At 66.4% G+C, this 12713-nt stretch carries 9 protein-coding genes and 1 pseudogene; 3 read left to right on the top strand and 7 right to left on the bottom strand.

Annotated features, from left to right (window positions below):
* Window positions 1-57: 57 nt before the first annotated feature.
* The 7 genes and pseudogenes from QX070_RS11900 to ltnD all read right to left on the bottom strand — a co-directional run.
* Window positions 58-714, bottom strand: a pseudogene (locus QX070_RS11900) (methyl-accepting chemotaxis protein); the annotation flags it as partial.
* A 185-nt stretch (window positions 715-899) separates the two neighbouring features.
* Window positions 900-2504 (bottom strand): ABC transporter substrate-binding protein, encoded by a 1605-nt coding sequence (locus QX070_RS11895; RefSeq protein WP_315737242.1) that lies wholly within the window; start codon window positions 2502-2504, stop codon window positions 900-902.
* Window positions 2505-2576: 72 nt separating this feature from the next.
* Entirely contained in the window at window positions 2577-4280 is a 1704-nt protein-coding gene (locus QX070_RS11890) for a methyl-accepting chemotaxis protein (RefSeq protein WP_315737241.1), read from the bottom strand.
* Between the two features lie 525 nt (window positions 4281-4805).
* Window positions 4806-6833 (bottom strand): methyl-accepting chemotaxis protein, encoded by a 2028-nt coding sequence (locus tag QX070_RS11885; RefSeq protein ID WP_315737240.1) that lies wholly within the window; start codon window positions 6831-6833, stop codon window positions 4806-4808.
* Between the two features lie 278 nt (window positions 6834-7111).
* Window positions 7112-8389 carry a 3-oxo-tetronate kinase gene (gene otnK, locus QX070_RS11880; protein ID WP_315737239.1) on the bottom strand — a complete coding sequence of 426 codons (1278 nt, stop codon included), beginning with the start codon at window positions 8387-8389 and terminating at the stop codon, window positions 7112-7114.
* Entirely contained in the window at window positions 8386-9168 is a 783-nt protein-coding gene (gene otnI / locus QX070_RS11875) for a 2-oxo-tetronate isomerase (RefSeq protein WP_315737238.1), read from the bottom strand. Before otnI ends, otnK begins: the two co-directional genes overlap by 4 nt.
* Before the next feature lie 26 nt (window positions 9169-9194).
* Window positions 9195-10118 (bottom strand): L-threonate dehydrogenase, encoded by a 924-nt coding sequence (ltnD, locus tag QX070_RS11870; protein WP_409997724.1) that lies wholly within the window; start codon window positions 10116-10118, stop codon window positions 9195-9197.
* Between the two features lie 120 nt (window positions 10119-10238).
* Here ltnD and QX070_RS11865 point away from each other — a divergent pair, with 120 nt between their 5' ends.
* The 3 genes from QX070_RS11865 to QX070_RS11855 all read left to right on the top strand — a co-directional run bounded on the left by QX070_RS11865 (window position 10239) and on the right by QX070_RS11855 (window position 12689).
* The gene (locus tag QX070_RS11865) at window positions 10239-10901 is read left to right on the top strand and encodes an aldolase (protein ID WP_315737236.1); all 663 of its coding nucleotides are present in this window, start codon (window positions 10239-10241) and stop codon (window positions 10899-10901) included.
* A 24-nt stretch (window positions 10902-10925) separates the two neighbouring features.
* Window positions 10926-11138 carry a hypothetical protein gene (locus QX070_RS11860; RefSeq protein WP_315737235.1) on the top strand — a complete coding sequence of 71 codons (213 nt, stop codon included), beginning with the start codon at window positions 10926-10928 and terminating at the stop codon, window positions 11136-11138.
* Between the two features lie 513 nt (window positions 11139-11651).
* Entirely contained in the window at window positions 11652-12689 is a 1038-nt protein-coding gene (locus QX070_RS11855) for an ABC transporter ATP-binding protein (RefSeq protein ID WP_315737715.1), read from the top strand.
* Window positions 12690-12713: the final 24 nt, after the last annotated feature.

The raw sequence follows: 12713 nt of genomic DNA, 5'->3' as shown, positions 1-12713 counted from the left end.
AAGCAAAGGGCGCGGTTTGCGCAGCCGCGCCCTCCTATCATCGGCGGCCGTGCGCACTCAGGCGGCGCGGACAGTCTCCAGGAATCGGCTGACTCCGGCCTTCGACCGGTTGCTGTCGGACGACAGCGCCTGCGCGGCGGACAACACCTCGGACGAGGCGGAGCCGGTTTCATTGGCGCCGCCCTGCACCTCGATGATGTTGGACCAGACGTCCTTGGTGCCCTGCGAGGCGTGCTGGACGTTGCGGGAAATCTCCTGCGTCGCGGCCCCCTGCTCCTCGACCGCAGCAGCGATGGTCGAGGCGATCTCCGAGAGCCGCTCGATGGTGCCGGAAATCTCCTTGATGGCGCCGACCGATTCCTGGGTCGCGCTCTGGATGCCGGAAATCTGCTGACCGATCTCGCCGGTCGCCTTCGAGGTCTGCCCGGCCAGCGCCTTGACCTCGGTGGCAACCACCGCGACGCCGCGGCCGGCTTCGCCGGCGCGCGCCGCTTCGATGGTGGCCTTGAGCACCAGCACGTTGGCCTAGCCGGCGATGGTGTTGATCAGTTCGACGACGTCGCCGATCCGCGCGGCGGCCCTGGACAGCTCGCTCACCTGGTCGTTTGTCCGCCGCGCCTGGTTGACGGCCTCGCTCGCCATACGGGCCGATTCCTGCACCTGGCGGCTGATCTCGGTCACCGAGGAGGACAGCTCCTCGGTGGCCGACGCGACCAGGAAACGTCCGACCTCGCGCCTGAGGGGGGTGCTGTCGCCCGACAGCATCTGCGGCCGACGGCCGAAGAAATCGCCGACAGCATCTCGATGATTGCGAGCTGCTGCATCTCGCGCTTGCGATGCGGCCGCCATGGGCCGCACATGCTGGCGCTCGCTCCCCCCTTTTTATCCCGCGCCGCGGGTCACTCCAGCTCGATCGCCTGATAGGCGCCGGTCTCGTCGAGCGCCGTGCCCCAGATCTTGTGCGAGGCCTGATGTTCGGCGGGGCCGAAGTTGAGCAAGGCTCCAAGACCGAGATCGATGTTACGCATCGACTCGAGGGTATCGATCAACCGCTCGGTATCGAGCTGCGGACCGGCCTTTTTAAGGGCTTGAATCAGGATGCTCGCCTCGATGTAGCCCTCGAGCGAGGTGTAGTCCGGCGGCTCGCCGGGGAAATGCTTCGCCAGCGCGGCCTTGTAGTCGAGCACCACGCTCGAATAGCCGGAGACGGCGGGAACGGTCTGGGTCACGATGACCCCGGAGGCGTATCGCGAACCAAGCAGCATGAGCTCGTTGGCAAGCGCCGATGCACCGACCGCCGACACATTGACGAAGACGACGCCGGGAAGCGCGTCGCGCGCCTTTTCGATGAACTTCGCTGCCGCGCGCGAAGTCGCGACCATGATGACCGCACGGACGGGCACCTTCTGCGCCTTGAGCTGGTTGATCGCGGGCTCCACATCCACGGTGTTGCGGGTGTAGTTGACGCGCAGGATCGCAGCGTCGCTGAGGCCCAGGACGCGAAATGCCTTCGCCACGCCGGCAAAGCCTGCATCCCCGAACGAATCGTCCTGCGCGAACAGCGCGATCTGGCGCGGCGGCACTCGGCGCAGCTTCACCAGGTAACGGACCAGCGCATCGGCTTCTTCCGAATAGCTCGGGCGATAGTTGAAGACGTAGCGGTCCGGCGGATCGTGGCGCGAGACGTTCGCACCGGTGTAGGGGCTGAAGAACAGCATCCGGCGCTCGAGCGAATATGGAATTGCAACGGCCGCGGTCACGGTCCCGAAACTGCCGACGAAGCCGAACACGCGCTCCTTCTCGTAGAGCTGCTTCATGGCATCGAGCGTGCGGTTCGGATCATAGCCGTCATCGGCGACGGCGAGCTTGAGCATCCGGCCATTGACCCCGCCGGCGTCGTTGGCATGGTTGAAGGCGGCTTCGATACCGACCTTGAGCAGACGTCCTGATTCCTTGTTCGCGCCCGACAGCGGCAAGACGCTGCCGAACGTGACGTCACGCTCCGTGACGCCGCGAACCGATGGAGCAGGCACAGCACTCGTCGCACCAGCCGCAGCGACCGGGAGCGTCGCATCCGGCGGCGCGCCGGCCGCCGTTGCCGGTGCGCCGATCGATCGCTCGATGTCTCCAAGCTGGAGCTCGGCCCGTCGGCAGTCCTGGCGGCCACTCGCCACGGCCGCGCGACCGTCGGCGATGAAGCGGTCGAACTGGCGCGTCAGCTCGTTTCGATCGCCGTCGTTGTTCGAGGCCTCCCGGATGACGGCCTGGAACTTGCCGATGATGGCTTGGATACGCGGCCGAGGGATATCGCTGCAGGCAAGGGCCCCCCCGATGACGGGACCGATCCTGCCACTGAGGTCGCGCACGACGGCGAGGTTGTCGCCGGGCGCTGCATGGATCGATGTAGTGAACATGAGGGCGAGGATGATCGCCGAGGAATTCGCGAACGATCGCATCCGGCTTACCACCTCGTGGCGGGGCCGGAAGTCAAGAAAGGTGATCATGGCGGAGCTTCAAACTCGTTGAGACACGTTGGTTGGATCGCTGATTTAGCTGATGAGATTGCTGCCGGCCTCTCAGGCCGCGCGGACCGTCTGCAGGAAGCGGCTGACCTCGCGCTTGAGGCGGTTGCTGTCTGTCGACAGACCCTGGGCCGCCTCCAGCACCTGGGTCGACGCCGAGCCGGTCTCGGTCGCGCCGCGCTGCACGTCGGTGATGTTGACGGAAACCTGCTGCGTGCCGTGCGCCGCCTGCTGCACGTTGCGCGAGATTTCCTTGGTCGCGGCGTTCTGCTCTTCGACGGCGGCAGCAATCGTCGAGGAAACCTCCGACAGCCGCTCGATGCTGCCGGAGATCAGCCTGATCGCCGCGACCGATTCCTGTGTCGCCGCCTGGATGCCGGCCACCTGCTGGCCGATCTCGTCGGTCGCCTTGGCGGTCTGCTCCGCCAGCGCCTTGACCTCGGCGGCGACCACGGCAAAGCCCCGCCCCGCCTCGCCGGCACGCGCCGCCTCGATGGTGGCGTTCAGCGCCAGCAGATTGGTCTGCCCGGCAATGCTGTTGATCAGCTCGACCACGTCGCCGATGCGGCTCGCCGCGCGCGACAGTTCGCTCACCCGCTCGTTGGTCTTCTTCGCCTGCTCGACCGCTTCATTGGCCATGCGCGCCGATTCATGCACCTGGCGGCCGATCTCGGTGACCGAGGACGTCATCTCCTCGGTGGCCGAGGCGACGGATTGCACGTTGGTGGACGCTTCCTCCGACGCGGCCGCCACCGTGGTTGCGAGCTCGCCGGCGCGGACCGCCGTCTTGCTCAACGTGTCCGCCGACACTTCCAGTCTGGACGAAGCCGACGAGACCGTCTCGACGATCTCGCCAACGGCGCTTTCGAAGTCGTCGGCCATCTTGTGCATGTCGGCCTTGCGGCGGGCCAGCGCCCGCTGCTCGGCTTCCTTCTGCTCCGCTTCCAGCGCGTGACGTGCGACCGCATTGCTCTTGAACACCTCGACGGCGCCGGCCATCTCGCCGATCTCGTCGCCGCGTCCCACGCCGGGGACCTCGACGTCGAGACGGCCGCCGGCGAGGCTCTTCATCGCGCTGGTCATGCGATGCAGCGGGTTGGTGATGCCGCGCCCGACGAGCGTCGACACGACGAGCAGGATCAGCAGCACGATTCCGGCCGCCGTCAACGACTGCCGCGTCGAGGCCCAGGCCTGCGCCGAGAGGTCATCGATATAGACGCCGGTTCCGACCAGCCAATTCCAGGGTGCGAACCCCGCGACATGGGTCAGCTTGGGCTGCGGCGTCTCGGAGCCGGGCTTCGGCCAATCGTAGTCGACGAAGCCGCGGCCATGCTGGCGAACCACATCGATCATCTCGATGAACAGCTTCTTGCCGTTCGGATCCTTCATGTCCGCGACGTCCTGCCCGACCAGCTTGGTCGAGATCGGATGCATCAGCATCTTCGCGGTCATGTCCGTGACGAAGAAATACTCGTTGCCGCCATAGCGCAGCTGGGAGGCGCGCTCGAGAGCGCGCTTCTGCGCCTCGGCGACCGAGATCGTCCCCTTCTGCGCGGCCGCATGCTCCTCGGCGAAGATGCCGAGCGCGAGCTCGGTCAGATGCCGGAGCTCGAGCTGCTTCTGCTGCTTGAGGCCTGCGGCGAGCTCGCGGGAATTGAAGGCAGTCAGGCCGATCAGGCCGAGGAAGCTCAGACCGATCAGGGCATAGATCTTGATCCCGATGGTGAGCTTGAGGCGATGGGGCATTGCAAAGGACATGTCGGTCTCCACGGCGCGACTCATGCTGGGGGCGCTCGGGGACAGATCACGTCGACGGGCGCGGGCTCGCCTCGTCGTCACGCAAACGGGCCCGCAGCCCACGCGTGGAAGCTACGGGAGCCAAAATTAAGTCTGGTTAAGACCGTGTCCGTGCAAATACGGAGCAGCGATCGAAAAGTGATCGTTGCCCGTCCAGATCGGTAACGCGCTCCGGCTTGGCCGTGCGGCGCGTCATCTCGTGCCGTGCGACCGAACGAGAGAAGCGCCGTTTGCCCGTGGGGCTCGACTGCGCGTTGGCCGCGAATGACCAGACCCTACACGCCTATTCTTAACGTAAGTTAAAAACGCAGATTGACTACGCAGGTTAGTTTTCCGGCGTCGATGTAGCGCGAACAGAAAAGCCGCGGGCGACGGGGCCGCGGACTGTCCTTGTTGGGCCAGAAAACGCAGAAGGCCGGAGCGTTCGATGCTCCGGCCTTCCAATCCCCCGCGCGACCAGCAGTTCGTCGCTTCCGCTGCTCAGCGTTACGCCGCCCGCACCGAGCCGAGGAAGCTCGCGACCTCCTGCTTGAGGCGATTGCTGTCGCCGGACAGCGCCTGTGCCGCTGAGAGCACCTGGGCCGAGGCCGACCCGGTCTCGGCCGCGCCGCGCTCGACATCGGCGATGTTGGACGAGACCTGCTGCGTGCCATGCGCGGCCTGCTGAACATTGCGTGAGATCTCCTGCGTCGCCGCACCCTGCTCTTCGACAGCCGCTGCGATGGTCGAGGAGATTTCCGACAGCTTCTCGATCGTGGAGGAGATCTCCTTGATGGCGCTGACCGACTCCTGCGTCGCCACCTGGATGCTCGAGATCTGCTGGCCGATCTCGCCGGTTGCCTTCGCGGTCTGCTCCGCCAGCGCCTTGACCTCGGAGGCGACGACCGCGAAGCCGCGGCCGGCGTCGCCGGCGCGCGCCGCCTCGATGGTGGCGTTGAGCGCCAGCAGGTTGGTCTGGCCGGCAATCGTGTTGATCAGTTCGACGACATCGCCGATGCGGGTGGCCGCCTTGGACAGCTCGCTGACACGCCCGGTCGTGGTGCGGGCCTGGCCGACGGCGTCGTTGGCGATGCGCGCCGATTCCTGCACCTGACGGCTGATCTCGGTGACCGACGAGGCCATCTGCTCGGTCGCAGACGCCACCGACTGGACGTTGGTCGTGGCTTCCTCCGAGGCAGACGCAACCGCCGTCGTCAAGCCTTGCGAGCGCGTCGCGGCCTGGGTCAGCGTGGAGGCGGACTGCTCGAGCTGGCTCGAGGCCGACGAGACGGTGTTCACGATTTCGCCGACCGCGGCTTCGAACTGCTCGGCCAGCCGCTGCATGTCGGCCTTGCGCTGGCGCGCCGCGATCGCGTCCTGTGCATTCTTCGTTTCGGCCTCGGCACGCGCCTTCTCCTCCGCGTTGCCCCGGATCACCGTCACGGTCTTGGCAAGATCGCCGATCTCGTCGCCGCGCGATGCACCGGGGATGACGATGTCGAGCCGGCCACGCGCCATCTCGCCGAGCGCCGCGTTCAGCCGCGTCAACGGCCGCGCGATCCCGAGGAACGAGAACACGACCGAACCGATCACCGACAACAGAACCGCCAATCCGACAAACAGCGTGATATAGCTCGCCTGCGCGGCGACCTGGTCTGCCTCGAACCGCGCGCTCGCGTTGCGCGCGCGCGCATCCTGGATCGCAGAGGACATCAGCTCGCCGGCCTCGCCGAGATAAATGAGCGTGCGGTCGCGCAGCACGGCCTCCTTGATCCCCTCGGTCTTCACCACCTCGTCGTTCGCGGCGACGAAGTCCGAGGCGAGGCCATTGAGCTTGGTGATCGTGGCCTGGATCTCGCGGTCGTCGGCCAGCATGCGGGCGTCGGTCAGCGAGCTCTTCAGCCCCGGCACCGTCTGCTTCACCGTCAGGATCGTCGCGGCATCGCCAGTCATACCGAACCGCCAGGCCTGCGACCGCATGTAGTTCAACTTGGCATCGGCGGCGTGAAGCTGGCGCTCGACCCGCTCGCGGAAGGCGAGCTTCGGCAGCGACGGTGAGGCGAGCAGAGCCTTCAGGCTGGTGTTCCAGTCGTTGGAGACGGCACTGCGCTTCTCGATCTGCGTCAGCAACTTCTTCTGCGCCTCGGCGAGATCGACCGCTCCCGCGGCATAGCTCGTCATCAGCTCCTTGATCCGGGTCAGCCGGGCACGATTGTCGGCGGTCGACACGTTGGCGAGCGCGGCGTCGATGTCCGTCACCATCCCGGTCGAGAACTGCTGAATGTCGGCGGCTGCCTTCTCTGCCTCGGCCGGCGCACGCGCCAGCCGCGCCGAACGGCCACCGAGCTGGGTCTGCTGCATGTTGATGCTGGCCGACAGCACGCTCTCGACGACGCGCCGCGCGCGCTCGGCCTGCTGATTGGCGTGGTTGACCGCTCTTTCCGCCATCAACTGGTTAGCGATCATGCCGACGGCGAGAGATGCGCCGATGGCGCCAGCGAGCCCGAGTTTGTAGCCGATCCGATTCAGTTTCATTGCCCTACCCACAGATGGACGCGTCACGCGACGGTCCGTACCGGAGGTATAGCGGTGAGGTCCCTAGAGACCGTTAATTTACGGGAGTTATCGGGCATTACACGCAAAAAACTTCTGCTTTTTCAGTGTGCGTCCCGATGCTTATGGCGGCACGGCGGCGCTGCCGTGCCGAGCGACGGCTCACAAACTAAGCAGATGATGAGATCGGGACCGAGGCCCAACACGTCGTTCCAAAATCCGGCACAGGCCGACGCAGCCGGCAGTCGGCTGACGCGCAGTTAGCGCATCAGCCCGAGCGCGTCGGCGAAGAACTGCGGCCCGCCGAAATTGCCGGACTTCAGCGCCAGCAGCATATCGCCGCCCTGCGCGCCGATTGCGCGAAGCACCGGCACACCGGCCGCGATCTCTGGACCAACGAGGAAGCCGGGAATCCCCAGCCGGTCAACGACGGCGCCCGAGGTCTCGCCGCCGGCGACGATCAACCGCCGCACGCCGGCCTCAATCAGCCCCTCGGCGAGATCGGCCATCGCCTGCTCGATGGCGTGCCCCGCCGCTTCGCGGCCGTGCCTGGATTGCAGCGCGCTGACCTGATCCGGCGTCGCGCTGGAGGCAATCAGCACAGGCCCCTTGGCAATGCGCTCACGCGCCCAGGCCAGCGCGCGCTGCGCCTCGTCCGGACCGGCGACCAGGCCCGCCGCATCGAGATGCAGCACCGGCATGATGGTCTCGGCCTGCGCAATCTGCTGCAGCGTCGCCTGCGAGCAGCTTCCGGCGAGGCAGGCGGCCATGCCGCCGACGGGTGCATCCGCGTGATGCGCCAAGCCGTGGGTATGCACGTGCCTGGCCTCGACCAAAGCGCGCGCCAGCCCGAGCCCGATGCCGGACGCGCCGACAGAGACCCGGTTCTTCAAGGCGGCCGCGCCGATCGCAATCAGGTCGGCGTCGAACACGGCATCGACGATCGCCGCACCAATGCCCTGCGCGGCCAATTCCTGCAGCCTGTGGCCGATCGCCTCCGGCCCGTGCACGACGGCGGCGAGGTCGACCAAGCCGATTTTCCTGCGGCTCTGGCGCGCCAGCACGCGCACCAGATTGGCGTCGTGCATCGGGTTGAGCGGATGATCCTTGAGCGGGCTCTCGTTGAGCGGCACGCTGCCGACGAAGAGGTTGCCTTGATAGACGGTCCGCCTGGTTTCCGGGAAGGCCGGGGTCACCAGCACGATGCCGTCGCCCGCATCACCGGCGAGCGCATCCATGACAGGGCCGATATTGCCGGCATCGGTGGAATCGAACGTCGAGCAGATCTTGAACAGCACGTGGTCGGCACCCCGTGCGCGCAGCCATTTGTCGGCCTCGCGTGAGCGGGCCACGGCGAGCGAAGCCTCGATCGACCGGCTCTTCAGCGACACCACGACGGCATCGACCTCCGGCAGCGTGAGGTCATCAGCCGGCACGCCGATCGTCTGCACCGTGCGCAGGCCGGCGCGAGTCAAGGTGTTGGCGAGGTCGGAGGCGCCGGTGTAGTCATCGGCGATGCAGCCGAGCTTCAAGGTCACGGCTTCACTCCCTTGTAGGGCGCAAACCAGCCGAGCCCGTCCTCGGTGCGACCGCGCGGATTGTACTCGCAGCCGACGAAGCCGGCATAGCCCAGCCGGTCGAGCTCGGCGAACAGGAACGGATAGTTCAGCTCCTCGCCGTCGGGCTCGTTGCGCGAGGGAATGCTGGCGATCTGGATGTGGCCGATGATGTCCATCATCTCGCGCAGCCGCATGGTGACGTCGCCATGGATGATCTGGCAGTGATAGATGTCGAACTGCAGCTTGAGATTGGGAATCTTCAGCTCGCGGATGAGATCGCGGGCGAAGCCGAAATCGTTGAGGAAGTAGCCGGGCACGTTGCGCGCATTGATCGGCTCGATCATGACGTCGAGGCCGTGGGGCGCGAAGAACTCCGCCGCCCAGGCCACCGACTTGGTGTAGGCTTCCACGGCCTTCGCATCACTACGTTCGGCGATGCCCGCCATCATGTGCAGCCGCTTCACGCCGGTGGCCTTGGCATAGGGCAGCGCCGTCTCGAGGCTCGCCTTGAGATCATCGAAGCGCTGGGGCAGCGCGGCAAAGCCCTTCTCGCCGGCATCCCAGTTGCCGGGCGGCAGGTTGAACAGCGCTTGCGTCAGGCCGTTGCCGTGCAGCCGCTTGCCGACCTCCTCGGCCGGATAATCATAGGGAAACAGGAATTCGACCGCGGTGAAGCCGGCCTTGGCGGCGGCGGCGAAGCGGTCGAGGAACGGATGCTCGGTGAACATCATCGAGAGATTGGCGGCGAAACGGGGCATGGCGTGAAAACTCGTCGTACTGCTTGCTACTTGGAGGAGCCCGGCAGCGTCGTGCCGGTGACCTGCGCGTACATCCGCGCCACCGAGGCGTCGTCGTCGCGGCCCATGCCGGCGGCCGACGTCATCAGGAACATCTGCAGCGCGGCGGCCGAGACGGGCACCGGAAAACGATGGCTGCGCGCCATGTCCTGGATGATGCCGAGATCCTTGACGAAGATCTCGACCGCACTGCGCGGCGTGTAGTCGCCGTCGAGGACGTGCGGCATGCGGTTCTCGAACATCCAGGAATTGCCGGCCGAGGCTGTGATGACCTCATAGACCTTGCGGATGTCGAGGCCCTGCTTGGCGGCAAAGGCGATGGCCTCGCTGGCGGCTGCGATGTGCACGCCGGCGAGCAGCTGGTTGATCATCTTGAACGCGGCGCCCTGCCCGGCCGCATCGCCGAGCTCATAGAGCTTGGCCGCCATCGCATCGAGCGCCGGCCGCGCCTTGGCAAACGCAGCCGCGCTGCCCGAGGCCAGGATCGTCAGCTCGCCCTGCGCGGCGCGCTGCGCGCCGCCGGAGATCGGCGCGTCGAGGTAGTGCCGGCCGGTGGCTTCGAGCTGCTTCGCGAGCCGCCGCGCGACGTCAGGGTCCATGGTCGCGGAGGAGACGAACACGGAGTCCTTCGGCATGGTTTCGGCAGCACCGCCGGGGCCGAACAGGATGGCTTCCGTCTGCGCCGCGTTGACGACGACACTGACCACGATGTCGGCACCTCGCGCCGCCTCGGCCGGGCTCGCCGCGCCTTTGCCGCCGTCGGCGACGAGGCGCGCTACGGCATCCGCCGAGACATCGCATCCGGTCACCTCGAAGCCTGCGCGTTTCAGCGAGGTCGCCATGCCGAATCCCATCGAGCCAAGCCCGATCACGGCGACTTTCAATTGCGATGGCGACGGCATGCGGCAGATCCCTGAAGCGTTTCCTGGTGACGTCCGGTTGCCCCGGACTGCACTCTGGGTATCACGGCTTGGCCGCGTTGCCAAAGCGTGAGACAAAGCGGCCCAAGAGCGAAATGCGAGGAAAATCCCGTGGCGGAAACTGCGATTCGCGAGGCCATCTGCCGGTTCGGCCGCTCGCTGTTCGAGCGCGGGCTGACGCCGGGCTCTTCCGGCAACATCAGCGTGCGGCTCGATGATGGCGGCTGGCTGGTGACGCCGACCAATGCCTCGCTCGGCTTCCTCGATCCGGCCCGTTTGTCGCGGCTCGATGCCGCGGGAAAGCTGGTCTCGGGCGACGCGCCGACCAAGGAGGTGCCGCTGCACACCGCGCTGTACCAGACGCGCAATGCTGCCCGCGCCGTGGTGCATCTGCACTCGACCCATTCGGTCGCGATCTCGATGCTGCCGGACATCGATCCGCGCGCCGCGCTGCCGCCGCTGACACCTTATTATTTAATGCGCTGCGGTCAGACCGCGCTGGTGCCCTATCATCGTCCCGGCGATCCCGCGGTAGCCGATGCCATCAAGGGTCTCGCCGGTAAATACGCCTCGGTGCTGCTCGCCAATCACGGGCCGGTGGTGTCCGGCGATACGTTGGAAGCCGCCGTGTTCGCGATGGAGGAGCTCGAGGAGACCGCAAAGCTGCATCTGCTGCTGCGCGGACTCAACCCGCGTCACCTCTCGCCGCAACAGGTGGACGATCTGGTGAAAGTGTTCGGCCTCGGCCTGCCCGATCACAGCGATCATCACTGATCCCACCGGTCCGGATGGATGGGCATGCAATATCCCGCAACAACGCCAGCCGAGATCGATGCCGCTGTCCGGGTGCTCTATGAGGAGGCCCGCTTCTATCGCTGGTTTCCGATCGCAACCGACTCCTATGACGCGTTCGCCGCCTCCGATCCAATCGCGGTCAGCGAGCTGCGCGACATCGCCGAGCGCATGCTGGTGGCCGCCGCGCAGGCCAGATCGCGGGCACGGCGGGTCTAGCATCCCGCCCGGCCTGCCTGCATGCATGCCGCGGCGCCTGCGCCGCCTTGTCACTGATCAAGCTGCCTTGCCTCCAGACGGCAACGATGCCTAATATTGAGGCAAGATAAGGCTGCGGCAGCAATCACGGGCGGATCGATCGAACAAGGACGGCACCGGCAGCACACCACTGCCGCGGCGCGAGGATGCGCCCCGCTCTTCCACCATCGATTGTAGTCCATCGCTCAGCACGCCCAGAGCACGAAAGGACAAGGGCAAAATGCCTCCACATCGGCGTGGGCGCGGCTGTTTGGCCGGATCGGCGCCCGATCTGAGCGGGCTGCCGCCGGGACCGGGGAATGCCCTTTCGAGCGTTGCATACGCATCTCACCCAACGCGCAATCTTCACGCACTGCCCCGCCCCCACGGCGACCCTTGGCATATCCGTTGCAGACATCAGACGGATCGGATCGCAGCCGCCCGATGGAGCGAGCCGCGATCATGACCGACACGCAACAGGACGACGGAGGGCGGATGGCGGCGGGCGCGAGCTTGGAACTGGTGAGGGTGACGAAGATGTACGGTCACGTCACCGCCGTCGACGCGATCGATCTGCGGATTCCCGCCGGCTCCTATTGCTGCCTGCTCGGTCCGTCCGGCTGCGGCAAGACCTCCACCCTGCGCATGGTCGCCGGCCATGAATCGGCAACATCGGGCGACATCATCGTCGGCGCCAAGAACGTCACCGAGCTGCCGCCCGCCGGGCGCGGCACCGCGATGATGTTCCAGTCCTACGCACTGTTTCCGCATCTCTCGGTGATCGACAACGTGGCGTTTGCGCTGAAGATGAAGGGCGTCGCCAAGCCCGAGCGCCACGCAAAGGCACGCGAGCTGCTCGAGCTGGTGGACATGCAGGGCTATGCCGGCCGCCTGCCGGCGCAGCTCTCCGGCGGACAACAACAGCGCGTGGCGCTGGCGCGCGCATTGATCACCTCGCCGCAGATCCTGCTGCTCGACGAGCCGCTGTCGGCGCTCGACCCGTTCCTGCGCCTGCGCATGCGCGCCGAGCTGAAGCGGCTGCAGCGCGAGCTCGGCCTCACCTTCGTCCATGTCACCCATGGCCAGGACGAGGCCATGGCGCTGTCCGACCTCGTGGTGCTGATGAATGGCGGCCGCATCGAGCAGCAGGGCAGCCCGCGCGAGATCTTCAATCATCCACGCACAGAATTCGCCGCCCGCTTCATCGGTGGCCACAACGTGATCCCGCTGAATGGCGAGACCTTCGCGGTGCGCGTCGACCGCATCCAGCTCAAGGCGCCGAATGCTGCGATCGACGGTCCGGCGGTGTCGGGCACGATCAGCAAGATCGAATATCAGGGCACCTACGTGCTGGTCGCTGTCGCGACCGATAGCGGCCCCGAGATCTCGGCGCAGCTCAGCGACGATCAGTTCGATGCACAGACCCACAGCATCGGCGAGCGCGTCGTCGTCACCTGGAATCCGGCGCTCGCCGATGCGCTGACGACCCGTCCCGCAGCAGCAGCCGCACCGGCCGCTGAGCTGGTCGCCTGATTTCGTTTGCTCGTTTTCCCAAGG

This window comes from Bradyrhizobium sp. SZCCHNR1093 (genome assembly GCF_032381175.1).
Classification (GTDB): domain Bacteria; phylum Pseudomonadota; class Alphaproteobacteria; order Rhizobiales; family Xanthobacteraceae; genus Bradyrhizobium.
This window is presented reverse-complemented; position numbering and strand designations above follow the sequence as displayed.